General features: G+C 51.4%; 28 protein-coding genes. 1 reads left to right on the top strand and 27 read right to left on the bottom strand.

The features are described from left to right. Positions 1-17 precede the first annotated feature (17 nt). From R7Q11_RS18415 to R7Q11_RS18285, 27 genes are all read right to left on the bottom strand, one after another. A complete protein-coding gene (locus R7Q11_RS18415; RefSeq protein ID WP_000050847.1) occupies positions 18-221 on the bottom strand; it encodes a hypothetical protein in 204 nt (67 codons plus the stop codon). Between the two features lie 201 nt (positions 222-422). Further along, entirely contained in the window at positions 423-2,876 is a 2,454-nt protein-coding gene (locus tag R7Q11_RS18410; RefSeq protein ID WP_001187969.1) for a phosphoadenosine phosphosulfate reductase, read from the bottom strand. 87 nt (positions 2,877-2,963) lie between these two features. Next, the gene (locus R7Q11_RS18405; RefSeq protein WP_000042274.1) at positions 2,964-3,350 is read right to left on the bottom strand and encodes a hypothetical protein; all 387 of its coding nucleotides are present in this window, start codon (positions 3,348-3,350) and stop codon (positions 2,964-2,966) included. 232 nt (positions 3,351-3,582) lie between these two features. Continuing rightward, positions 3,583-4,137: a hypothetical protein gene (locus tag R7Q11_RS18400; protein WP_001093867.1), complete on the bottom strand. Its 555-nt coding sequence runs from the start codon at positions 4,135-4,137 to the stop codon at positions 3,583-3,585. 73 nt (positions 4,138-4,210) lie between these two features. Continuing rightward, positions 4,211-4,642 (bottom strand): hypothetical protein, encoded by a 432-nt coding sequence (locus tag R7Q11_RS18395; protein WP_000687894.1) that lies wholly within the window; start codon positions 4,640-4,642, stop codon positions 4,211-4,213. A gap of 60 nt (positions 4,643-4,702) precedes the next feature. Beyond that, entirely contained in the window at positions 4,703-6,328 is a 1,626-nt protein-coding gene (locus tag R7Q11_RS18390) for a DNA cytosine methyltransferase (RefSeq protein ID WP_000201432.1), read from the bottom strand. A 77-nt stretch (positions 6,329-6,405) separates the two neighbouring features. Next, the gene (locus R7Q11_RS18385) at positions 6,406-6,708 is read right to left on the bottom strand and encodes a hypothetical protein (RefSeq protein ID WP_000410925.1); all 303 of its coding nucleotides are present in this window, start codon (positions 6,706-6,708) and stop codon (positions 6,406-6,408) included. Between the two features lie 77 nt (positions 6,709-6,785). Further along, on the bottom strand, positions 6,786-7,130 hold the full coding sequence (locus R7Q11_RS18380; protein ID WP_000209093.1) for a hypothetical protein: 345 nt from the start codon (positions 7,128-7,130) through the stop codon (positions 6,786-6,788). Between the two features lie 191 nt (positions 7,131-7,321). Beyond that, entirely contained in the window at positions 7,322-7,675 is a 354-nt protein-coding gene (locus tag R7Q11_RS18375; protein ID WP_000994741.1) for a hypothetical protein, read from the bottom strand. Between the two features lie 68 nt (positions 7,676-7,743). Next, a complete protein-coding gene (locus R7Q11_RS18370) occupies positions 7,744-7,935 on the bottom strand; it encodes a hypothetical protein (protein ID WP_000651508.1) in 192 nt (63 codons plus the stop codon). 57 nt (positions 7,936-7,992) lie between these two features. Next, positions 7,993-8,268, bottom strand: coding sequence for a hypothetical protein (locus R7Q11_RS18365; RefSeq protein ID WP_000340223.1), 276 nt, complete (start codon positions 8,266-8,268; stop codon positions 7,993-7,995). A gap of 4 nt (positions 8,269-8,272) precedes the next feature. Then, positions 8,273-8,725 carry a hypothetical protein gene (locus R7Q11_RS18360; RefSeq protein WP_001176699.1) on the bottom strand — a complete coding sequence of 151 codons (453 nt, stop codon included), beginning with the start codon at positions 8,723-8,725 and terminating at the stop codon, positions 8,273-8,275. Continuing rightward, positions 8,715-9,104 carry a hypothetical protein gene (locus R7Q11_RS18355; RefSeq protein WP_000026577.1) on the bottom strand — a complete coding sequence of 130 codons (390 nt, stop codon included), beginning with the start codon at positions 9,102-9,104 and terminating at the stop codon, positions 8,715-8,717. Before R7Q11_RS18355 ends, R7Q11_RS18360 begins: the two co-directional genes overlap by 11 nt. Before the next feature lie 61 nt (positions 9,105-9,165). After that, positions 9,166-9,390: a class I ribonucleotide reductase maintenance protein YfaE gene (gene yfaE / locus R7Q11_RS18350; protein ID WP_001102700.1), complete on the bottom strand. Its 225-nt coding sequence runs from the start codon at positions 9,388-9,390 to the stop codon at positions 9,166-9,168. 65 nt (positions 9,391-9,455) lie between these two features. After that, positions 9,456-10,340, bottom strand: coding sequence for a hypothetical protein (locus tag R7Q11_RS18345; RefSeq protein WP_000477209.1), 885 nt, complete (start codon positions 10,338-10,340; stop codon positions 9,456-9,458). A 73-nt stretch (positions 10,341-10,413) separates the two neighbouring features. Beyond that, positions 10,414-10,914 carry a hypothetical protein gene (locus R7Q11_RS18340; protein ID WP_000793769.1) on the bottom strand — a complete coding sequence of 167 codons (501 nt, stop codon included), beginning with the start codon at positions 10,912-10,914 and terminating at the stop codon, positions 10,414-10,416. A 90-nt stretch (positions 10,915-11,004) separates the two neighbouring features. Beyond that, on the bottom strand, positions 11,005-11,544 hold the full coding sequence (locus R7Q11_RS18335; protein WP_000018872.1) for a hypothetical protein: 540 nt from the start codon (positions 11,542-11,544) through the stop codon (positions 11,005-11,007). Between the two features lie 264 nt (positions 11,545-11,808). Next, positions 11,809-12,144 (bottom strand): hypothetical protein, encoded by a 336-nt coding sequence (locus R7Q11_RS18330; RefSeq protein WP_001447572.1) that lies wholly within the window; start codon positions 12,142-12,144, stop codon positions 11,809-11,811. Positions 12,145-12,205: 61 nt separating this feature from the next. Next, positions 12,206-14,002 carry a VWA domain-containing protein gene (locus tag R7Q11_RS18325; protein WP_015063568.1) on the bottom strand — a complete coding sequence of 599 codons (1,797 nt, stop codon included), beginning with the start codon at positions 14,000-14,002 and terminating at the stop codon, positions 12,206-12,208. A gap of 84 nt (positions 14,003-14,086) precedes the next feature. Further along, on the bottom strand, positions 14,087-15,364 hold the full coding sequence (locus R7Q11_RS18320; protein WP_000170087.1) for a DUF3150 domain-containing protein: 1,278 nt from the start codon (positions 15,362-15,364) through the stop codon (positions 14,087-14,089). Between the two features lie 199 nt (positions 15,365-15,563). Further along, on the bottom strand, positions 15,564-16,574 hold the full coding sequence (locus R7Q11_RS18315; RefSeq protein WP_000706865.1) for a YqaJ viral recombinase family protein: 1,011 nt from the start codon (positions 16,572-16,574) through the stop codon (positions 15,564-15,566). A 62-nt stretch (positions 16,575-16,636) separates the two neighbouring features. Continuing rightward, entirely contained in the window at positions 16,637-17,626 is a 990-nt protein-coding gene (gene bet, locus R7Q11_RS18310; protein ID WP_001282585.1) for a phage recombination protein Bet, read from the bottom strand. Between the two features lie 94 nt (positions 17,627-17,720). Continuing rightward, entirely contained in the window at positions 17,721-18,251 is a 531-nt protein-coding gene (ssb, locus tag R7Q11_RS18305) for a single-stranded DNA-binding protein (protein WP_000987165.1), read from the bottom strand. Positions 18,252-18,311: 60 nt separating this feature from the next. After that, positions 18,312-19,220 (bottom strand): hypothetical protein, encoded by a 909-nt coding sequence (locus R7Q11_RS18300; RefSeq protein ID WP_000739139.1) that lies wholly within the window; start codon positions 19,218-19,220, stop codon positions 18,312-18,314. A 10-nt stretch (positions 19,221-19,230) separates the two neighbouring features. After that, complete coding sequence (locus tag R7Q11_RS18295) at positions 19,231-20,199, bottom strand: AAA family ATPase (RefSeq protein WP_000085160.1); 969 nt, start codon at positions 20,197-20,199, stop codon at positions 19,231-19,233. Between the two features lie 219 nt (positions 20,200-20,418). Continuing rightward, positions 20,419-20,604, bottom strand: coding sequence for a hypothetical protein (locus R7Q11_RS18290; RefSeq protein ID WP_001186917.1), 186 nt, complete (start codon positions 20,602-20,604; stop codon positions 20,419-20,421). Positions 20,605-20,907: 303 nt separating this feature from the next. Next, positions 20,908-21,228, bottom strand: a complete 321-nt coding sequence (locus R7Q11_RS18285; protein WP_000547566.1) for a hypothetical protein — start codon at positions 21,226-21,228, stop codon at positions 20,908-20,910. A 294-nt stretch (positions 21,229-21,522) separates the two neighbouring features. Between R7Q11_RS18285 and R7Q11_RS18280 the strand changes: the two genes are divergently transcribed. Then, positions 21,523-22,164, top strand: coding sequence for a hypothetical protein (locus R7Q11_RS18280; protein ID WP_000796664.1), 642 nt, complete (start codon positions 21,523-21,525; stop codon positions 22,162-22,164). Position 22,165 lies beyond the last annotated feature (1 nt).

Here is a 22,165-nt window from a genome sequence, read left to right as displayed (position 1 = left end):
CCGGTTGGGTTACTTAGTTATCTCGGGTCAAGCTGCTTAGCTATAGCGAGTAAAAACGGATGGAATGGATGATCTTGCGGGACACCCCCAACAAGCTCACGGGCTAAACCGACTGAGTTTGTAGCCAACACCTCTTTGACGGCCAGAATGATTTCATTGTCGATTTCATCCTGGATCTTTCGTTGTTGGTCCACCAGCCGACTTAACTTGTCTAGGCTCATGCTTCTCTCCTTTGTTTGTGGGAGAGAACCCAGGAGGGGTTTCCTCCCGAGGGGTTAGGTTATTGCTGTTTTGGGCCAGCTACCGTTATAGCCAGCAAGCGCTGACAATGAACAAAGAGTATGACAGCCACCTAAAAGGGTAAAACGCTGTAATTGCCCTTTTGGGGTGCAAAAGAAAAAGCCCTCCCGAAGGAGGGCTTTTTATGCGGCCAAGGACAAGCCTTGCTGTCCTCTTTGCAACTCTGTGTCGTCGCGGCGATGTAAGCGTTGAACCGCCTTGATCATCGTTCTGACATGTCGCTCCAAAGAGGCTGGATGGCGTTTTGACAGTAGGTTGATCCAGTCGAGATAGATAGCAAGCGCGGAACCTTCGGTTAGGGCTGCCTGTATCGCCTCATACTGCCCTACGGCACTCTGGACCACATCATTCATCCACTGGGCGTCAGTATTGTCCAAGAGCTCGCAGAGGGCCGTATAAGCCTTCCTTCTGGTCGCGGCCATGTAACGACGAATGTTGGCGTTTCCGCTCCCCTCTCGCCCTTCCATGACGCTCATACAGAATGCGCTGGAGTAACAAAGCATCGCGTCAGTCACGTAGTTAAACCATCGCTCCTGATGCCGTTTCTGTTCTTCCATTGCTTCCTGGTCAAGTTGCTTCTCGATGAACAACCCCGTCGGAGTACGGTGGTGCAGATGGTACTTGAACGTTAAGTGCAAGTTGACCCACCAGCGTACCGTTGCCAGTCTTCCCTTGATTTTTCGCTTCACCAGATCTTTGTACTTAGCATCGCTAAGCACTTTGACATCCTTGCGCTGTTGGATTCCTTCCATCGTCTGTAGCCCTGTAAGGCCCATCTGGTGGTAGGTTTGACCTCTTTGCATCATACGGTGATACAAAGCGCCTTTTCCTTTCGCAAGCTGGATTGCTCCGAACCGAAGGTAGAACTGCGCTGCACTACCGGGCGTATAATGTCCCTTTAGTACAGACTCCCTTAGTCGCGGGTATTCGTTCCAGATGATGAACGCAGCGGAGTCGGGATCGACTTTCACTTCATCATCTTCTGCGAAGCAAACCACCCTTCTCTTTCCGTCTGCGGTATTGATCACTTGCGCTGCCAACGGGTCATCCCCGCCGTCAAAGTAAGCCATTTCCGCTAACGGATCGGCCAAGCCATCAGAAAGCGAACCATCGCCCCAGCGACCAACCTTCAACCACAATGGCTTCGGAATTGGTGACTGAGGAACGGTTTCACACTGCGGCTCGTCTTCCAGCAAGTCCAGATCACCCATCGACCAAACCCTGTGGTAAATCTCCAGGGCATGGAAAGGCTTATCATTGAAATGATGGAAGGCCCACATGAAGTCGATATGGACTAAAGCCTCTTCCGATATGATCCGGAATTGTGGCTCTGCCATTCGACGGTTCCAGTCGTTATCCTCTGCTTGACCAGTAGCCAGCTTGTATGCCAGCTCATCAGCTCTCTTTTGCTCCATGTAGTCCATGCTGCAACAGACATGAAGCAATCGTTCTAGGAAAACAGGACTGTAAACGTCCGGCTGTATTTTGATGTATCCGCCCTCGTAAATCGTTCGACCTACGGGATGGCGGTCTTCCCATGCGTACCGGCGTTTTGCCAAGTAGCGCTGGATGCGGTTCAGCCCCGACATATAGCCATGCCTTTCAGGGTCCGTGGCAAGCAACGTCTCCATTGACTTATCCAACCCAACAGCCTGGCAAGCCCAGCAACCGAAGCGAGCGCCACAGGCGTCACTGGCCTTCTTCTCTGTTGCCGACCACACGCACTCCCCTGTTGCCGCCTTGTAAAGCTCTGCCGTAGTGACATTGCTCTCCAAGTAACTTGGCAGAGGATATGCTGAGCCCATGCCAGCGGATAGTAAGAACTCCCAGACATCACTCGCCAACCAGTTTTTCACCACATACAGCTCACCCCCATCTTTCGTCTTAATGACGCGATCTGAGCTTCCTCGCTGTTTTGCAATGTTGGCCGCACGAATAGTGCTTTCAGCATCACGACTGCCCAGCAAAAGGCAGACTTTCTGTCGAACCTCTTTGGGAAGCTCTCGCATATAAGCTGCCTTCGCTCTTTTGGCAGAGGTGATTTTTAAATCCTGGCTACACTGGCGGGCCGTGGAGTTGGAAAACGTAGGCAACCCCCTCCCAGTAAGGATTCGGCCCGTCCAACTCTGCGAGATCCCAGGCTTTGCTAGAACGATGGTCAGAGGAAGGTTTTCCTTCGCAATGAAACGCTCCAGCTCGGCCAGTTTCTGATCCGCCAGCCACCTTACCTCTGGGCTTTCGATCAGTGTGTCAGTGTGCAAGATGAAGTGGTGCTGGCTGATGGTCGCCCCACTCCTTACAGCCCGGATCAGGGCCATCAGGAACAGGTGCAAGACCGTTTCAGAATCTTTACCACTGGAATAGCCGATCATCATGGTCCACCCATCAATTAAGGCCGTGTGAATGGACTCAACCGATGACGTGATCAACGATGACAGACTGGTTCCTCTACTGGCATCAACGAAGTTCAAATCCTCGTTATCAGTCAGTTCTGACCAAACAGAATCCCACTTATCCCCACGCAAAAGCACTGGGATGGGTTGTTCTGATAGATCAAAGTTTAATGTTTGTTGCATAGGGCCTCCTGGATTAGCAGGGTGCCCATCCCTTCCGGGAAAGCACCCCGGTAGGGTTAAAATTGAATCCTGGCTATCAGACCTGAACTAGCTGCTACTCGACATCTGGTTGTCTTCGTATTGCTGCTTGGCCTGTTTCACCAGATCAATGTCACCGTCTTGCAGCTTTTGAATATCAAGCTGTAGACGAGCCTTGTGTTTCAACAGTTCAGCGACCGCATTATCAATGTGATCAATGAGCGATTGGTTTTTTTGGATGGTGTAACTGTTGAGTTCATCGAGCAGGGGCCATGCAACACTCGAATGAGTGTTGAGCAATGGGTACTCTGCTTCGATCTCACAAACCACACCGTTTGCTCCTTCTCTGTAATGAGGGAACCCGACACGCAGACCGATACGACGATCCAGCGCTGCATTCACAGTACATTCCAAAGAAGTTCGGTTTGAAAAAACATCGTTGACGTTTTTAGACATGCTATATCTCCGTTCAGTTTATGACGGAGCCCCCCTAACAGGAGGTGCTCCCGTCAGGGTTGATAATTTGCTGTTTGTTTTTGGCAGCCAGCTACCGCACTTGAGCGCCTAAGGCACTTTCCGAAGCACCCTGGGAAACCGAGATGCTTGGGAAAGCGCGGGGTTTCCCCCTGCGCTGATTACCCTTTTTAAGGGGCCGGTACGCCGATTTCTCGGCGCACTCAGGTTGAAGCTACACAGTCAAGAACCAACGTTTCATAGGGACGGTGATGTCTATCATCCCGTTTCCACATGGATTCTGGCCCCAGAATCTGTAGGTCGTCTCATAGAAGTCAAACTCAGACAAGGACTGAATCTGCGCTTCTGAGATCGGCTCAAATGGTCCACCGCAACCGATGTGCATATTGAGCCCATAATCTCGAAGCTCTAGCTCTCCGAGATTTATCGTCTTCCCGCCCACACAAGCAACCAAGTTCTGGTTTCTGACGTCGCCTTCTTTGAACAGCAAAGCTGACTCATCGTAGCTCCCATATTGGTTGGTAAACTTCACAATATGCCCGTGCTTAGGTGAGGTTTGTTCCGACAACTCTTTCAGTAATCGCTTTACGCTTTGAAATCTCGCGTACAGAGCTGGCGTAAACTGCCCAGAGTAGTTCAAGTTTGGGCAGATCATTTCAAGCATCTCATCAGGTACAGATTCAAGCCCCATTTGCGCGGCCAATGGCTTCGCCTTTTTCAGACCTTCCTCAAGCACTCTCTGATTTACAAGTTGTTCTAATGTGTTCATTTGACTCTCCACTTTCGAGAGAGCAATGCAAGCCGTCTCCGGACTTACATTGCCCGTTAACGGCTTTATTGGTTTATCCCAAGAGGTACGGAGCTACGCCAGTCAGGAAGCCCATGACTCCCAACACAGCGCCAACCACGCCCAATTTGATTGACAGTTGGACACTTTGATCCGGATGGTTCCAGAACCACTGCCAGACTTCCCAGCGCCTGGCTCTGCGAACCTCAAGATTTACAGTGTCTTTAAAACGAACACCCAGAGCATCTACCGCATCGTAATCCAGCGCGACCGCCAGCTTTGTGATGGATAAATTCCCAGGGTTGCCCATCGCATACCGGAGAACCTTTGCTTTGGTCTCTGGGTTTACGATCATAACCGGCTCCCTCCTGAAAAAACGGGTCTTGTCTTTTCGCTTGGAATCCATGTTGCGGTTATGGAACCTGGCAATGCAGTGTTGAAGGCCTGAATCCTCGGGAGGTAAAGGCACAACAGTTTCGATTTTCATGATTACTCTCCTTTCGGATAGGCCGGAGCAAAGGCCTTTCGGCATTGCCCCGGTGAGTTACTAATGAACCAAAGATGAAGTGACCATGATTGCGTCTCCGGACATCATTACCGGGAGATATTCGCAAGGCTCATGGCCGCAGCTCTTTTTAGTTCCGTTAGGTGAATAGACAGCCAATTGACCATCCATAATGTTGAAGGGCATCCCCTGTTTTTTCGCTGCCGGTGACAGCTTGAGAGTGCCCTTTGCGTCAACCAATGCCGTTGCCCAATGGAAGTCTTCACCACCGATCACCGGCTGTGATTCATCCACGACTTCGACCATGATTGGCATCATTCCAACCCAGCTCCACAGGCTGTTCCCTAATGCGAGGGCTAAAGCCTCGAACGCGGGAAAGACTACCGATTGCCCGAGAATCTGGTGGGCAATAGTGTCCGACAGACCTTGGATGAGTTCCTCTGGTATCCCTTTCACTCGACAATGTTCTGTCGGTGTAAAGATGCGAGACAACTCCGGCTGTTCTGGATGAACAATGAAAGGTTCGGTACTTCTGCATTTTGCATAGTCCTTACCTATGGTGCCGCAAAACTCATCGTCGCCAGTCAGAAGCTGGCGAGAGAACCCCTTGCCAGCAGCTTTGTCTCTCAACTCCTTCTCAGCCAGATAGTCAAATGACTTCCAACGTTCAGAATCGAGCGGAACTGGCTCCAGGATGTCCTGTATGCGACTTTCCTTGGTGCGAACAGGCTGAACCTTCTCAAGTTCAAACCCGTCGATCCCGTGGGAAAGCGCAACAACACAAAGACGCTTGCGGCGCTCAATAACCCCAAACTCATTGCCGTCGAGAATGCGCTCTTGTAGGGAGTAACCCAACGAAGAGAGCACCGAACGAATCACTTCCATCGAAGCGGTGTTCTGGTACTCAGGCACGTTCTCAATCAGCACAACGGCTGGGTTTAGCGCTTCTACGAATTGCAGGAAGTTGAAGAACATGGCACCTGCCGCCTCATGCGATTCGGCAAACTCCAACTTGTTCTTACTGCGACCTGACTTTGACGCGCCGGTACACGGTATGCCCCCCATCAAAACATCCACCTGTGGTGGGCGTTTGCTGAGATTCACAGCCTGGATTGGCGATTCGATAACAATAGAATCTTCGTTCCAAAGCTCCGGGTTATTTGCCAAAGACGAATCGAGATATTTCCCTTCCATCTCCACGGCCACAGATATGGCACTGGCAATTCCCGCCTTGTGAAAACCGGCGTGAATCGCTTTATCAAGCACACCACCCCCATGAAAGAGGCTGCATACCGAAAGCGATTCTCCATTCTCCAGCTTACTGATAAGCCGGTTGACGCGCTCGATCACTCGCTCTTGTTGATGGTGAGCAGAGATCACAATTGCGCCGTTACGGATGAACACGCGGAGCATCTCTACACCGTCAAAAACGGTAGCAAGCTCCTGCACGGTCAGATCGATGATTGGAGACACCCGGCCATTGCGCTCACGCTTACTGATGGTGAACTTACCCTCCTCTTTGACGCGAAGCACAACCTGGGAATCTTTCAGCTCCAGATCATACTTCATGCCAGGATAGTAACCTTCACGCAGTAGCTTTTGGCCTTCCAGCCAGACGCGCTTCTTGCCTCGATGTTCTCCTAACTTGGTGTTTACGATAGTAGCCATGAGCTCTCTCCTTTCGGTTGAGAGGCCACTACCGTCCCAATCGGGAAGTAATGGCCCCGATGGGTTTAAAGTGGTTCTCAGTTCACAGCGATGCCGTGAGACTGAATGGCATTAGCAAAGCCAGCCATTTGTTCAGGGAAGGTGTAGCGGTTGATGTCCTGGCTGCGAGCCAGATTGACATGCACCTTCTTCACCTTCGTTTCGTCAGAGTCGTACTTTTCAAGCGCCAGCTTCTCAGCTTCTTCCGGATCTCGGCCCAGCGAGTAGGCGTAAATCACAGAGGTGAAGCCAAGTCCTGAGCCGAATGCGTAGACTTGTTTCTCGAAATGGACGTCAGCGAAATAGATGCTGAATCCGGATTTGAGGTTATGTTTTTCCATGATGCACTCCAAATAGTTTGGGGGCGCACCACGTCCCGAACCGGGCGGATGCACCCGGTTTAGGGTTAGTAGATTGCTCAAGCTGTTACGCCAGCCTGAGCCTTTATTGCTTCAAGCACGATCTCTGCTTCCTTGATAGAACCAGTGCTGTACAGCTTATGCAGCACCCGGCCAAGGTTCACAGAGATCTTTTCTTTCACTTGGAGATACTTGACATAGAAGTCATACAGTTTCTCCGCCTGCTCAAGGTGGGACATGCTCTCAACGGGAATGGTATTCCCTGGATTGCAGTACCACTTTCCGAGCACCTTTTGTACAAATCCCTCTTTGTCTCCTACGAACTGATTTGTGCCAAACACCCCACTGGTTGGTGAGCGTTGAATAACAGAAATCGGATTCGCAAAGCTGGCAAGAGTAGTCATAGTTGTGGCTCCATGTTTGTCAGGGAACCACCAGCCCGAGGGGCAGTGATCCCCCAAGGGTTATGTAGAATGCTGTTTGTTTGGGGAGGCCAGCTACCTCACTATTCACTCTCGACAGAGAGCAAAATCTTGCTTTCCGAGGGGCACAAACTTTCACATGTGAAAGTCGATGCCACTGGGAAAGCAGGGGGTTAACCCCCCGCTTTAACCCGCGCTAAGCGGTTTAGGATAGACTTCACGCCTTCCCTTACTCCAGATGGATCGTAACCTGCTTCATCGCAGCAGACCACAAATGAGAATGGATGTACCTCATCGGACATCACCCAAGCCATCGTTTCCTGCTTGATTTCACTTCCAGCTCGACCATCAGCAAGGACTCTAAGGCTATGCCATAAAAGCCCATCACGTAACTGCCTTACCTCATCATCAGTCCATTCAGGCTTTGGCTCAAATGGAATGACTTCTGCGGTCTTCGGCTCTTCATCCAGGAAGAAAAGCGGCAGCTCAAGCTGGTTTTCCTTCTGGATCATCTTCACTGCATTCATGGTGACTCCTTTTACGGGCACCATGCCCCCACAGGGGCATGAAGCCCCCAGTGGGGTTACAGTCATAGTTACTTCACGCCTGCCAGTTGAGAATTGATGTTCTCTTCCAGCCAGCCTTGAAGCGATTCAAGGTCACGTTTGTCTTCCGTATTGCTGGCTTTACGTGCATCTTCCGACACAGCGCTCAACATGGCGTTAGCCTCAGCAAGTGATTCAACATTGTTCCCAGGGAACACAATCGTTTGACTGTGATCTTTCATGGTCTTCTCCTTTGAGAATGGAGGACCGTCTCCCATCAGGAAGAGCGGCCCCGTGGGTTAAAAGTAAAAATCCTCCAGCTCTTCATGGTCAGGCTTTCGCTCAACTGGTCGAAGCAACTCAGCTTCATCAGCGAACTCAAGCTCAGGATGAAAAGCAGGATGAAATCCTCGATGCCAGACTGGACGGTCATTATCGAGGTCTAAGTAGCAGTGCCTCCCACTGGCTGGGTGATAGCAGTAAAGCCACTGTCTACCACTAACGGTAAACGGCTTCTCTGCACCTCCACATGCCGGTACAAGGTTATCTGCTGCTATATGCGCTACAGCATCCATAGGATCAGTCCTCATCTTCGTCATCACGAACACAAAGATCACGAGCAACTATTTCCGCAGCTATCAACGCATAATCGTTGCCCTGCCAGAACCACCGCTCCGCCAGCTCATAGGCTTCGCTGGAAGGTTCGCCATAACCATGAGCCACCACGTAATCGTGGAACACTTCATGATCAAATGCCTTGCCATCAGCTTCCATGAACCAACCGACAGGGCACTCCAGAATGCGATGCCTTACGACATCTCGCTCTGAATACCCCTCTCTGACGGCTTGCTCCAACATTTCCCGCGACATACCAGGAGGAGTGATGATCTCTATGCTGATCCCATCACTTCCTGCAAGATTGTCCTCGTATGGAAGACCGGCAAGTGTAAGGTGGTTGCGCTTGCACCAGCCTATGGTCCGAAGTATCCGACTTTTGTCAGACTCCCTGGCCGTGTATCGGTTAAGCTGCATAGCCACCTCCAGCACACTCCCCATCTTCGATTTCACTTCCGAGCTCGACCATTCCAATCAGGTCAAGCTGGGTCATGTCCGAATCCAGAGAGCAGTCAATTGCTGACTGAATGATGCCTTTGTGGGCCAAGCCTAAAACCGACTTAATAGTCGAAAGCAGAGACTCGGCTTCGCTCTCGATCTGCTCCAGAATGTCTTTCCATTCCCAGTGCTCAAACGGTTGCCAAACGACCAGATCCTCAGGTTCGTCTCCCCGTTCTACACACTCAGACAAATACTCATAAGCCTTGCACCAATTCTCTTGTTGGCCCAGTTCACTGAGCACTAGAGCGGTAGCATGACCGTATGCGATTTGTTCAACTTTGGTATTGATAGACATAGTGTTTCTCCTCGTAATGGATAGAGGAGCCCCACCCGCAGGAAAGGCTCCTCCGGATGGGTTAAATTTCCAAGGTCACATCGGTTTTTGCTTTAGCGCAGCAAACCAACACTTCCCCTTCTTTGACAAATGCGATGGGCGTCTCGTCATAAGCCACTTGACCTTCGAGTAGACGAACCCGGCACATGCCACAAAAGCCACTGCGACAATGCGTTTCAACAGTGAGGCCTTTGCTTTCGATTTGCGCCAACAGCACATTGTTGCTGGCTTGAAGTTGTACGTTCATGGTCACGCTCCTTTGTTGTTGATGAGCGCGACCAATCCCCTCCGGGATGTCACGCCCCGGTTGGGCTACTCAGCAAGTGCATAGACACCTACCTCGATGCGAATAAAGAACCTGGCATCTTGAAGAACTTGCCTGACCTTTGCTTGCCAGTGGTTGTTCTCTCGATGCTTTGCGTAGGGTTCAATCTCTTTGTAAATCTGCTCCAGCTTCAACGTTTTCCCCTGTAGGGTTCGGCGTATTGCAGCTTTCCACGTAGTCGAAACCATATTGGTTGCTCGACGGTGTACGGCAGCAAGAAGACAGAGCGATGAGGCAACGTCGTTACGACGAAACACCAACAGCTTTTCATGGGCGATACGCACCAGCTTCCCGGAATACTGAGTTCGGTCACTCACACAGTTGTGCTGTGTTTTGATGATCTCATCCACCAGCTTCCCAGGTGCGATACGTTCCACAAGGCTGGACAGGTTGAAATAATCCCCATCGCGCCTCAGGTTTCCCATGAGGATTCCGTAATGCCCTCCTCGCTCACAGGCGTCATGAATATTCATAACGGCCAGCTCAAGGGCTTCAACGAACTCAGGCAAATTCATGCGGCTCATATCCCATTTGTTGGGCTCGCCCCACTGCTTACCTGAATACTGGATCATGTCCCAGTAAGGAGGGTGCCACCAGATCAGGTGTGCAGGCTCTCCGAGGAACGAAAGGAAGTCATCCCGCAACAGGTTGAACCCCTGATGCAAGTCTGTCCCTTTGAAACGGACACCAAGTTCATTGGCAACGTCGATGCTAGAGCCACCCCCAACACTTGGGTCTGCCACCAGCCCGTTCGGCTTTCTCATGTAAGACTCAATGAAGTCTTTAACGATAAAGCCCGAGCAGTTGCCTCGGTACTTGTTGTTTCCGTAAGGCCCCCTGTTTTCGTAGGAGCATACTGATGATTTGAACATGGCGTCCTCCATCATAGATGGGGCGCACCATGCTCCCATCAGGGGCCGGTTCGCCCCTGGTTAGGGATTAAGATCAAGCGTTATCTGCATACCACCAGCTAAGGCGATTGCAATCACGAAAGAAGGTTGCTTCATCAGGAGCCTTCATCATGACCACATCACCTTCGCAGTAGGTGCATAGCTCAAGCGTTGCTTCATTTTTCCAAAAGGCACTGCACCCCGATTCTTGATACACAACCTCCCATTTGGGATGTCGCAAGTACCGATGGAAGAAATCGAGAGTGTCACCATAAGGGAAGTTGAAGCGCTCCATCACTGAACCATTTTCTGTCAGTTCAGGTTTAACCTTGCCGGTTTTCAAGCGCTTCTTGATGATGCGCTGAACCCAACGAAGTCGTGCAAACAGCCGATTGGTGTCTTTCTCGTACCACTGGGGATTACGCTTGCTCCAGTAGAGCTTGGCGAAGATTTCCCCGGACAAATCCTTCATCTGGTTTTCGTTGAGCTCATCAAGAAAACGTCGAGAAGGTTTGTCGTAGTCAAGAACTGCTTCCAAAGCTGATAGGTTTTTCATAGGGACTCCTTATTGCGATTGCGGAGCCCCGTCCCCTCAGGGCTATCGGAGCCCCATAGGGTTAATTAGGGTTAATGGTTGAACGGCGATTTATCGAGGGTTGGTGAATCGAATGGCTTTACCAACGAAATCGGCCATCAGTCGATTCCCAGTAGAGCTGAAATAGCTCTGCCACTCTTTCCAACCACCAACGGATTCCACCGAGCTTGGAGACTCGAAGATACCCCAGATACGCATTTCACAACCTCGTTGCAATACTCGGTTTACCTGGTCAACCAAGTATTCCTTGTTCTGCAATGAAGAGAGGTTGCAAGGCATCTGCATGATCAGCTTTTCAGCTTGCTCGAAGTCGATTTTTTCAATCAACCCCGTGCGGGTATCCACAGAGAATGGAACCACCTGTTGACCGTGGTTAGACCACAACCAATGGGTGATATAGATCGGATTAACGCCAACTTCCGCTGGCACCAATACGCTGCCGCAAGACCGCAACAGCCAGACCAGACGTAAACCATCGAATCGATCCAGAGACTCCACATCGGTAGTGATGTCATCCTGGTAGATTTCAGGCAGCTTATGTTCGGCGGCGAGAGAGATCATTACGGATTTGAGATTGTTCAGATGAGACATGTGTGCTCCTTAAAGTAACTTGGGCACACAGAGCCTGTCAGGCGCAGTGCGCCCTTAGGCTGAGGTTGAATGCTGTTTGTTTTTGGCGACCAGCTATCGCACGTTTCGCCCTCAGAGAGGACAAAATTCACTTTCTCAGCAACCCTCAATGAAGGCCTCTGAGAAAGTGGGAGGGTATTCCCTCCTCACTTTGATTGTTCCACGAGAGCTGTGTGAACAGGAACGCTCAAACTGCCCTTTTCGGGTGCAAAGCTCAAAGACGCATCAACTGCCCCGTCTTTTCAGTTCTTCGACCAGATGTTCAGGCACCTTACTCGCAGTACAGGCCAGCAATACATCGAGGCCTACCGGCTTGTGAAAGCGCTTATTTGACCAGGAATCGCCAACTGATGACTTTGCCCAGTCGATTGCTTGCCCAAGACGGTGGAACTGCCGCCTGCCTGTGTATCCCATACGACTATCCAAAGTAACACCCTGGAACAGTCTCCAGTACATCGGAGGAATGCGCTTAGCAAGCAGTAAAAAAGGCGTCTCCGGCACTGTAGCCCTTCTACCTTTGTTCCGATGATACAAATCCAAAGATGAATGGAATTGGTTCATAGACTCTCCAAATAAAAACGGCCACCCCCGAAGGGATAGCCGTTTGTCGTTTCACTTCCTGTTAAGCTGCAAAAGCAGTCAATGACCGCTCCATCAACTTAAACAGTGTGCGTTGCAGAGCTGCCGCATCATCAATGACAATGTTCTTTTGGAACAGTCCTGACACTGCGGTAGTCTCTACCCCTATGCCGATCACCTCAACATCGCTTCGTTCACAGAGGTCAATCACTGAGCGACATGCCGGGGCTCTTTGAGGCTGCCCGTCAGTCACTACGATCAACATTTTTCGCTCTTCACGGGTCTTGGTGAGTTCAAAAGCTGCATACCACATAGCTTCCGCCATAGGCGTACCGCCAGTTGCTTTGAACCCAAACCGACCGGCCCGATTCTGAACCGTATCTCCATGCTTCACGACACTGAACACTGGCTGGTTCCGGTTGCCACCAAAAAAGGTGACTGCCGGGTTTACGCCGGGTATTGCTTCCAGAGCCATCGAAATAGCCAAGGACGCTTCCCGCGCAATGTCTTGACGCTCCTTTCCATTGGCGGCCTTGTAGGCCATCGAGGAGCTCATATCAACCAGGATGTGAACCGCCGTATTAGGGCGTTTCTTGGCTTCTGGCTTGAGGAATACGCGGGTATCACCCGTCACTACACGATGTAGTTTCCGAGCATCCACACGCTTCCCTGATCGTTGGTTACGGTGAGCAACTCGCTGGCTGGCCTGGACCAATCCGTAGAGCTGCGTTCTTATCTTTGAAGTGGTGCTCTTCACATCCCCTACCAGGCTTTTGCCAACAGCAGGGTTGTCCTGGGTGTTCACAGCAGAGCGAACAGTCATATAGCTACTGTCCCCCTTATCTTGAGCCACCCGGTTGAGCTCGGCTTTAAGTGCATCATGCGCGTCACCACGCAAATCACCGGCACCGGCATTCAGAACCTGCTGGAGCATTTTGGCCGCGTCTTGTTTCGCCGCGTCAGAATTGCCACCAGCCTGGCTTTGTCCTGCCTTGCTGCCACCATCAGTATCCGACTTGCCTTGGTCGCCCTGTCCTTTCGGATCAGATTTCCCGTTAGCATCGTCTTGCTTCTGGTCTTTACCTTGCTGATCACCACCATTGGCATCAGGCCCTTGGTTTTGATCGTTACCACTTCCGCCCTGACTGTTCTGAGGTTGGTTGCCACCAGCATTCTGCTGGTTGTTACCATCCTGACCATTCTGGGGCTTTTGCTCTTCTTTCTCCTTTTCCTCCTCGATCATCTTGATGATTTGGTCGGCCAAGGATGTCACCTCTGCGGTTGACTTAGTGTTCACAGCCTTACGCAGTAAAGCGTTCAGCCGAACAACAACACCCTGAGGGAACACGCGCTCGAATACGGGGGTAGCCGAATCGAGATAGGGTTGAAGGACGGATTGCCCTACAGCCTTGGTTTGCAACCAGTACAAACAAAACCCTGTCAGAATGGAGGCAGGGGCCTCTTTGTCTGTGACGTGCTCGTAATGACCAGCTTGAGCCATATAGCGAGCAACCTCATTCAGGGTCTGCGACGTACCGGGGAAGAGTTCCATCATGGCCCGTTCTATGCGGCAGTCCTCCAAAACGTTGGACAACTCAGCATGAAGACCTCTGCGGCGCTCAACACCAAAGTCCGTAAACCGGACATGGGCTGCTTCATGGGCCAAATACCCCCAGACAGCATCCATGTGAGGATAGTCGTCGGGGATATTCGGAACCACGATGGTCTTACCATCGGTGTATGCGTCATCGTTACCGATGGCGACTTTGACACCGAGTTTTTCACCATAGGCTGCGGCCACGATTGGTAGAGCGCTGTAAATGGTGCGTTTTTTGGACATATCTTTTCTCCTGGTAGGGAAGGAGATAGTCCACCCCTGGAGGGAATGGCTATCCCCTCCGGGTCGGTTTAGTTGAAGTGACTATTAGAAGAAATAGTCGCCATCGTCGTCAGTTTTAGGCAGCTCCTGGTTGAGAGGCTCCTCTGTCGTCTCCTCTTGGACAGGCTCTTGCTCTACCGGAGTTTCCTCAGGCAAAACCAGCTCATCCTCAACATCAACACGCTCTTCTCGAACCACATCACCGGCATTGGATTCATCTTCCGATTCACCCTCGCCTCGTTCTGCAAAACTCTTGAAGAAGTTGTCGATGTCTTCATCCAGGTCAACAGAGTTACCACCGCTGTTAGTCTGTTCTGATTGAACAGATTCAGTACCACCTACCTGTTGCTGCTTGGTTTCGCCACCCTCTGTTGCAGGGATAAGCTCACCGGCTTTATCGCTTTTCTGTTCGGCCTTTTCATCTTTAGAACGGTCCCCCATCTGGGCTCCCGAACCGCCAATGTCATTAGCCATGCCCTCTACAGTAATCGAGCCATTGGCATACTGCTCGATGCGGTCCCTCTCGCTCATGATCAGCACTGCGGCCACGACCTGATAAAAGAAAGGCGCAACGATGTTTCGGCCATCGGCATGTTGCTCGTATCCCCGGAGGGTTTGGTCGAGCAGCTTGACCAGAGGGTTAAAAGCGCTGTTCAGGAAGCTAAGCCCATCCACCTTGTCGCGGATGTTACGGAGTGTCTGCCGAGTAGTGACCGCACATTGGTCTCGACCGGCCAAACGTTCCATATAGAACTTATTCGCTTCCTGAACCACTTCGGAGATGAGATCGTCACCCAGGCGCTCAACCTTGCGGTTAAGGCGTTTGGCGTTGGCCTCATCTTCGTTCACAGGCTGGATCATGAACACCTGGTACTCAAAGCCAATCCGCTCCTCGACCGTTTCCTTTGGAAGGGCTCCGGCACGGATAGCTCGTTCATACTCAGGGTTCTCCTGACACCATTCATCCACGGCTTTGTTGTAACCTTTGATGAAATCCTGTTTCAGTTGGTTAAACTGAAAGTTGATGTCATTCAGCTTGTTACAGATTTCATCGGTCTTGCTGACGGGTACGGCAAATCCGTTCATGAACGGCATACCGAATTTCAGCAGGAGGCGACGAGTTTCTGTTTTCAGGCGATGAAAGCCTTTCAGCTTAGCCGGATCACAGATCTTCTTACTTCCCAGTTGAGCTACTTTCTCAGGTGGAATTTCACCACCCTCGCCCAGCTTGAGATCAGATGCAGACAAACGGGTTTGTCCACTCCAGATGTCAAAGTCTACGTGGATAACACAGAGGCTTTGTAGATGGTTCACTTTAGTCATGATGCACTCCAAAAAGTTGGGGGCGCACCACGTCCCGAACCGGGCGGATGCGCCCGGTTGGGCTAGTAAATTAACGTTAATTTGCTGTTTGTTTTTGGCGACCAGCTATCGCACTTTTCGCTCTCCGAAGAGAACAAAATCTTGCTTTCCGTTGGAGACTCCCAGAATCCCCAAGGGAAAGCGGGGGAAAATCCCCCACTCACCAGTAGAACGTCTCTACTTCTTCCGGCAAATCATCAAGAGGAGCAAGCACGTCCTCATCAACAATGTACCGTGGCTTCACAGAGCCAGTAACCGTTACACGGCACCGCTCTGATGACTTCTCTCTGTACTGGTCAACATCCTCAGGCTTCACGCCTGACGCCTTATCAGCCAACAGCTTTTTGTAGTCTACCCGGCCAGCCGCTTTGTATCTCGTTACCATCACACCGCAGTAGTCGGCATGGAAGTATTCCCCCATGAGGGACTTCATGGTGTCGAGATGAGGCTTTTGCCTTTCTTGAAGCTCAGACAGTCGCTGTTTCAGCTCCTGAATCTCTGCATCATAGAGGCGGTATTCCTCAGCAGCAGCAATCCAACGGTTGACCTCTTCACCTTGCGGTATGTACAGGTCTCTCTCTGGATCTTTGTCGGGCTCCTTCTTGTCTACTACCTGTTGCCAGAACTTTTTAGCCTCGGCCAAGATTTCTTGAATCATGGCTTCGTCTCGGAGTATTGGAAACTCCTGAATCTGACCTTCAAAGTAGAAGACTAACCAGCCTTGCTTGGCCCCCGTTACCAGGAGCTGGTGTTGCACCTGCGGGTAATAAAGCTGGTATGCCTTGCTGTTTGCTTTCTCAGCACAAACATCTTCCCAGACAGTCGCACTCGGGCTTTTCAGCTCGACGGGCTCCCCGTTATCTCTCAGGCCATCCAGGGAGGCCCTCATGAGCGGGTATTGAACCGATTCGACACAGGCGGGGAGCAGCATGTCATCATACTTCTCCTCGAAAGCGCGTCTTGCAGCATCTTCGTTTTCTATCCCCCGGCGAACCAGCGGATTAAGACTCAGATCGACTTCACGCGCATACCCAGTCTTCTCGGCCCACAGTCTCCATCGTGTTTTGTACGGAGACCGATTGAGCAGGATAGCGGCGTCAGTGGCTGTTACACCTTGACGCCGCCAATCAAGCCAATCTTCCTCGCGTTGCGATAGGTTGACTATTTTCATGGACCTCTCTCCAATGGTTAGGAGGGAGATCTCCCCCAGCGGGGGAGTCCCCCCCGTTGGGGTTAGTAGTAACTGCCTTCCGCGCCCTCCTCTTCTGTAACAGGGATCATGTCCTCGTCACTCAAAGGCGGCATTTCTTCGGCACCAGGTTCAGCATTTGCAGAACCACCAGCGGCGGACTCTTGCTCGTGCGCTTCCTGGTAGTCAGGTTTCGGAGGCTCCATTTGATCCATCTCCTTGTCACGAAGGAATTGAGTCGCATATTGCAGTTCCGAACCTTCATACCGTCCCTTCACATACTCATGCGCCGCAGACCATGCGTTTTCAGCAATGGCGCGATTTGCGAGTTTGGTTAGGATCGGGTCAAGCTCTTTGTGCTCAATAGCCAAAGGCTCTTGGCTTTGAACTTGAGATGGTGAAGGGAGATTGGCAATAGCCGGGTTAATGGCCGATGCCTGCTCCATTTCACGGATGCGTTCAGCTTCATCCTGGTCATAAATACCAGAGAAACCAAATGCGACACGAGAACACTGGATCAGCGACTTGTGCCGGAGTTGACGCTTGGTGTGCGTTTGCCAGGGGCCATCAACAGTGTAAGCACCATTGCGACCTTGACCCTGAAACGGTTCACGGTACACCTCATCAATGAACTCCTTGATGCGGATAGGGCGAGATCTGTCCTTACGGTAAATCACGCATTCAATCCACTCAGGGCAGTCAACTTTCGCCCCCTGCATTCTGACCATCTTGTCCGAATACACGAACTCGACGCCATCATACTGGGGATGCTCGTTGATGATGCGGCTCCAACCATCAACACCTACTACCGGAATGATCCCATTTTGCTTGTCAGGAAACGCATAGATTTCCCGAGTGAAAGGGTTCAAACCGTACTGTTCAGCCACGATCAGGAGCGTCATCATCTGCTCATCGGTCGGGGCACTTCCATCTCGCTGCTTGAATGCGGTCGCCTTCAAAGTTTCATAGAACTTTCGGGTGTCCACGCCAAACCGGCTTGCGATACGGGTTACAAGAGATTTGTTATCAGACATGGTGTTTCTCCAATTCACGAATGAACGGTTTGAGGACACCATGACCCCCTCGGGGCATGAGTGCCCCCGTGGGGTTTAGTAAGAGTTGGCGGTGTTACCCGCCAGCCAAGTGGTGCAGCCGCATGAACGGGATGTCATCATCCCAGCCATCAGGAGCGGGACCATAGCCTCCGCCCATACCACCTTGCGGTGCTGATTGCTGCACAGGAGCAGATTGCGTACCGGCTCCTGTACGTTGCCCTTTTTGGGGCGCTGCACGTTGAGAGTTGTCCTGAGGTGCATTTCCACGACCACCAAGCATCTGCATTTCAACGCAGTGTACTTCGGTGGTGTAGCGCTCGATTTGTTGGCTGTCAGTCCACTTCCGGGTGCGGTTGCTCCCTTCGAGATAGACTTGGGAGCCCTTTTTCAGGTACTCACCAGCGACTTCCGCCAAACGACCTTTAAGCACAATACGGTGCCACTCAGTATGCTCTCTTTGCTCGCCAGACTGCTTATCGCGCCACGTATCCGTTGTTGCAACGTTGAAGTTGGCAACGGCAGTGCCGCTTGGCATGTAGCGAATTTCCGGGTCAGAACCGAGATTACCGACCAGAATTACTTTGTTGACGCCTTTAGACATCATGACCTCCAAGTTATTTGGAGAGGGCCAACGCCCCTTTCGGGGAGCAAGCCCCCGTAAGGGTTAAAAAAAGTGATCCTCTTGTTCGGCGTCGATCTCTGCCAGGCGAATCAGCTCAGATACAAGGCCAAGCCTTTCTGCATCTGCTCTTACTTCGTCGTAGCTGAAACCAAACCGTTCAATGAGGGGTTTTAGTGAATCAAAACGCTCGTAGTCGAAGGTATCACCCTGTTCATCACAGAATGCCACCAGCGGCTTCTCTACGTTTGAAAAGTCATCCGCGAAACGCTGTTGCAGGTAAACCAACATCAGCAGGGGTTTGTGACCATGTTCCGGGCGGAGTTCACCAGCGCCTTCCAGCGTAGCTGGATGGATAGTGTTTTCGCCTAGTCCAGTGCTAACCCCAAGCTCATAACCGCTGTCAGTACGCATCAGCACACTGGGTAGCAAGTCATTTGAGCCTTCGCTCCGAGCAACCTCAAAGCCGATTAAACCGGCTCCTTTGGCAAAAACCCCAGCAACAAAACCTTTGAAGAGGTTTATGTCACCTGGAGGTAACTCAGAGGGCGGAGATAACAGCCAGTTGAGAGATCCCAAGCTGGCTGTTTGTCCGGCTGAAACATTCCCCCCTTCCAGCACCGTCTGTGTCTCTGCGTTTACCAGCACCTCATCCAGAAAGGTGTACCCCTGGCTGAGAAACTGTGACACATACTGGCTTTCTTTGTCCTTGTAGGACATTGGGATCGTGTCTGGGCCGTTAGCTTCAAAAGGTCCTTCGAGCTTTGTCTCAGACCAATTTTCAGCTTTCCCATCAGTGACGGTTCGGCGTAGCTCGACCATCGTGAATTGGCCTGGCTCCGAGGAGCTGGGCTCCCGGAGCAACTTGTAGCCAATGAAGACTTCTATTGTGGTTTCGTCATTGCCCCACTCTTTAGCAGTGTAACGACGGCACAAACAGTCATTTTTCTTCATGCGTCACCTCTTAGCGCCATTGGTCCCCGAACACATCCTTCGCAACACGCAGGATGGCTTCACGCTCCTCTTTGGCCGCACGGATAAGCAGAGCTTGATCCAAGGCGTATTCAAGAGCATTTGGGGCACCACGGAACGCTAGAGACAGTTTCGCCCAACGCACCAACGTCCGAGTGGACATGGTGACGCTGATCTGACCATCTTCACCGTTTTCGCCAAGAAACAGTTTGCGGACCTGATTAGCAATCCGAACCATTCCCTTCCGCACATTTTCCGGAAGTTTCGGAGTAGCACGGCCAAGAATGCTGAGTTCAGCTTCCTCATCCGCATACCCTACTTTGGTGAAACGATAGCGATCCATAGCTGCGAGGTTCTGCATCATCACCCCCTGGTACAAACCAGAAGCATCACCGGACCCCGTAGAGTTACCAGTAACGACCACACGAAACATCGGGTGCGGCTTGATGATTTCCCCGCCATTCTGAGCGATCACAAGGGGACGCCCTTCAAGGACATCGTTGAGACCAGCCAGCTCGGCAGGGTCGGCCAAATCCACCTCGTTGATGAGGAGCAGATGACCTTCACGCATAGCGACTGCCAGAGGTCCATACATGAACTTCATGACAGGTGGTTGACCAGGCTTTTCCGCGACCAGAGCGTGATGTCCAATCAGATCTGTCAGCTCCATCCGCCCGTGGGCAGTGATTTGCTGAACAGGCCAGTTGAGACGACCAGCGATCTCGGTGATACCTGAGGTTTTGCCAGACCCGGTAGGGCCGGTTACGAACAATGCGTCACCGCCAGGCTCTTTGAGATAGGCCAAGACCTCTCGCAGAAACTCTTTGCGGAAAACGTAGTTGGTATCAGTGGCAGGGATGAAAGGGTTTGAACCGTCAGCGTAGCCGATGGCCGTTACCTTCTCCGGAATGCTGGGCATACCGAAAACCTTGCTTACTGAGAATTGAGAGTATTGAGACATAGGTGCGCTCCTATTGTGACAGGCGCACCACGTCCCGAACCGGGCGGATGCGCCCGGTTGGGCTAGTAAATTAACGTTAATTTGCTGTTTGTTTTTGGCGACCAGCTATCGCACTTTTCGCTCTCCGAAGAGAACAAAATCTGCTTACTGATGGTATTCACCATGAGTAAGAAGACTTTTAAGGAGCGAGGAGAGTAGCCTCTCCTGGAGGCTACTCCCTCAATGGACGAACATCACCACATCGTCGTTTTGACCAATGACCCCGGTTTCTTTGGCCCACTTCACTGCTTCACTGTGCGCCTGGTAGGAGCTGGAATACAGTTTCGGATCAAATTTCACCTCGCGTCCATCAGCCAGATAGATGATGCCTGCGTGATCGTCGTAAACATGAAGATTCTGTTGCATTCGACATTCCCCCTGTAGCTTGTCGTCAAAGCCAACTGACACCAGAAGACTTTGAGGACAAGCCACAGAGGCTTGACCAGAAAGAGAGGGGTTGCCCCCTCCCTTTGCGTTGACTATCAGCAGTAACCGAACGATTCAGCGATTCTCACGAAAGGACGAGAGATTGCCCAACCAGCAGGGATACACAAAGCGATGATAGCGATTTCCATGATGTTGCTCCTAAGCAAAAAGGGGCAACATCCCCGTCGGGGTATGGTTGCCCCGATGGGTTTGAAAGTGTCGAAGATTACTCAGCGACAGTTATTACCAAACAAGTTCCTTGCCCTTACGAAGGTAAGTCGGGATTTCGAGATAATCCCAGTCAGGTTCTTGTTTAGCGACTTCTTGAACTTGAGTTACCTCAGGTTCAACGACTGCTTTGGCTTGTTCAGCCTTGGCAGCACGTTCTTTGATGACGGCCTGTACAGACCGCATTGCAGGAACTGCGAATTTGTTCCAAAGGAACAAACCGATACGCTGGAACACTTTAGCGAGAACGATGAAGGAAAAAGCAAATGCCTTCGCGCCTACGTACAGTGCGCCCAGAGATGCAAGCAGAACTACAATGAAAGTGATGATGTGCATGGTGTTGCTCCTATGTAAAAAAAACAGGGGCAACACCCGAAAACCGGGAGAAGCCCCCGGCTTGGGGTTAAGTAATGCCATACGGCATAAGACTAGATGCTGTTTGTTTTCGGAGACCAGCTATCTCACCTATAGCCGCAGAGCGACTAAGATGATTCAAATATAGCTCACCTTTGCTAAACAGAAAACGCTGTAACTGTCCATTTTGGGCACTTCGAGAGGTCAGGTTACAGATTGACCGCATTTATCCTTTCCAGTGCGTTTATCTGTACCTCAAATTTAGGAGTATCTCTAATGGCAGAAGCACAAGTAGCACTGGACACAAACAACGACCGCAGCAACCACTACTCTCGCCCTGTTTTCAAGCAAGTTCTGAAAGTAAACAGCCTCCAAGCTCAGCGCGTCATGGAACGCAGCTTTGAGCGAGTTTCCAACTCCCTGTTCTCCATCGACGTGATCCTTCGCATCATCGGTGAGCAGGACGAAATCGACCAGGTTGAAACCGTCATCCTGGAACACATTTCCAAGGTCTCCGAAGACCTGGACAAAGCTACCGCCCAGCTCAACAAGCTGATGGAAGACAACGGCATCGACATGATGCCCGGCTACACCAACCCGAATGAATACACCATCGAGATCAACTCTCCTCAGGTTGCTCAGTTTGCACACCTGATCCGCAAACTGGATACCCTGATGGGGATCGTTGACACTCTCTGGCTGAACACCGTACTGACCAGCAAGCAGCGCACCGACGCCACTTACCAATGGCAGCAACGCCTCATCAAGCTGGCCGGTCGAATCATCGGCATCGAGAAACGGGCTCGCATTTCCGCCCACAGCAAAGGCAAAGAAGGTGAAGTGGCCGAAGCCGCTCCGGAATCTGCAACCGGCGACAAGGAAATCGCAGACGAAGCCGAGAAAACAAAAGCAGCATAAC

Source organism: Vibrio sp. 970 (assembly GCF_033339075.1).
The sequence above is the reverse complement of the archived record's forward strand: the minus strand, read 5'-3'. Positions and strand labels throughout refer to the sequence as shown.

Bases quoted from the DNA above. Each gene is read 5' to 3' on its own strand.
- R7Q11_RS18415 (WP_000050847.1), bottom strand. From the start codon at position 221: ATGAGCCTAGACAAGTTAAGTCGGCTGGTGGACCAACAACGAAAGATC.
- R7Q11_RS18410 (WP_001187969.1), bottom strand. From the start codon at position 2,876: ATGCAACAAACATTAAACTTTGATCTATCAGAACAACCCATCCCAGTG.
- R7Q11_RS18405 (WP_000042274.1), bottom strand. From the start codon at position 3,350: ATGTCTAAAAACGTCAACGATGTTTTTTCAAACCGAACTTCTTTGGAA.
- R7Q11_RS18400 (WP_001093867.1), bottom strand. From the start codon at position 4,137: ATGAACACATTAGAACAACTTGTAAATCAGAGAGTGCTTGAGGAAGGT.
- R7Q11_RS18395 (WP_000687894.1), bottom strand. From the start codon at position 4,642: ATGAAAATCGAAACTGTTGTGCCTTTACCTCCCGAGGATTCAGGCCTT.
- R7Q11_RS18390 (WP_000201432.1), bottom strand. From the start codon at position 6,328: ATGGCTACTATCGTAAACACCAAGTTAGGAGAACATCGAGGCAAGAAG.
- R7Q11_RS18385 (WP_000410925.1), bottom strand. From the start codon at position 6,708: ATGGAAAAACATAACCTCAAATCCGGATTCAGCATCTATTTCGCTGAC.
- R7Q11_RS18380 (WP_000209093.1), bottom strand. From the start codon at position 7,130: ATGACTACTCTTGCCAGCTTTGCGAATCCGATTTCTGTTATTCAACGC.
- R7Q11_RS18375 (WP_000994741.1), bottom strand. From the start codon at position 7,675: ATGAATGCAGTGAAGATGATCCAGAAGGAAAACCAGCTTGAGCTGCCG.
- R7Q11_RS18370 (WP_000651508.1), bottom strand. From the start codon at position 7,935: ATGAAAGATCACAGTCAAACGATTGTGTTCCCTGGGAACAATGTTGAA.
- R7Q11_RS18365 (WP_000340223.1), bottom strand. From the start codon at position 8,268: ATGGATGCTGTAGCGCATATAGCAGCAGATAACCTTGTACCGGCATGT.
- R7Q11_RS18360 (WP_001176699.1), bottom strand. From the start codon at position 8,725: ATGCAGCTTAACCGATACACGGCCAGGGAGTCTGACAAAAGTCGGATA.
- R7Q11_RS18355 (WP_000026577.1), bottom strand. From the start codon at position 9,104: ATGTCTATCAATACCAAAGTTGAACAAATCGCATACGGTCATGCTACC.
- yfaE (WP_001102700.1), bottom strand. From the start codon at position 9,390: ATGAACGTACAACTTCAAGCCAGCAACAATGTGCTGTTGGCGCAAATC.
- R7Q11_RS18345 (WP_000477209.1), bottom strand. From the start codon at position 10,340: ATGTTCAAATCATCAGTATGCTCCTACGAAAACAGGGGGCCTTACGGA.
- R7Q11_RS18340 (WP_000793769.1), bottom strand. From the start codon at position 10,914: ATGAAAAACCTATCAGCTTTGGAAGCAGTTCTTGACTACGACAAACCT.
- R7Q11_RS18335 (WP_000018872.1), bottom strand. From the start codon at position 11,544: ATGTCTCATCTGAACAATCTCAAATCCGTAATGATCTCTCTCGCCGCC.
- R7Q11_RS18330 (WP_001447572.1), bottom strand. From the start codon at position 12,144: ATGAACCAATTCCATTCATCTTTGGATTTGTATCATCGGAACAAAGGT.
- R7Q11_RS18325 (WP_015063568.1), bottom strand. From the start codon at position 14,002: ATGTCCAAAAAACGCACCATTTACAGCGCTCTACCAATCGTGGCCGCA.
- R7Q11_RS18320 (WP_000170087.1), bottom strand. From the start codon at position 15,364: ATGACTAAAGTGAACCATCTACAAAGCCTCTGTGTTATCCACGTAGAC.
- R7Q11_RS18315 (WP_000706865.1), bottom strand. From the start codon at position 16,574: ATGAAAATAGTCAACCTATCGCAACGCGAGGAAGATTGGCTTGATTGG.
- bet (WP_001282585.1), bottom strand. From the start codon at position 17,626: ATGTCTGATAACAAATCTCTTGTAACCCGTATCGCAAGCCGGTTTGGC.
- ssb (WP_000987165.1), bottom strand. From the start codon at position 18,251: ATGATGTCTAAAGGCGTCAACAAAGTAATTCTGGTCGGTAATCTCGGT.
- R7Q11_RS18300 (WP_000739139.1), bottom strand. From the start codon at position 19,220: ATGAAGAAAAATGACTGTTTGTGCCGTCGTTACACTGCTAAAGAGTGG.
- R7Q11_RS18295 (WP_000085160.1), bottom strand. From the start codon at position 20,199: ATGTCTCAATACTCTCAATTCTCAGTAAGCAAGGTTTTCGGTATGCCC.
- R7Q11_RS18290 (WP_001186917.1), bottom strand. From the start codon at position 20,604: ATGCAACAGAATCTTCATGTTTACGACGATCACGCAGGCATCATCTAT.
- R7Q11_RS18285 (WP_000547566.1), bottom strand. From the start codon at position 21,228: ATGCACATCATCACTTTCATTGTAGTTCTGCTTGCATCTCTGGGCGCA.
- R7Q11_RS18280 (WP_000796664.1), top strand. From the start codon at position 21,523: ATGGCAGAAGCACAAGTAGCACTGGACACAAACAACGACCGCAGCAAC.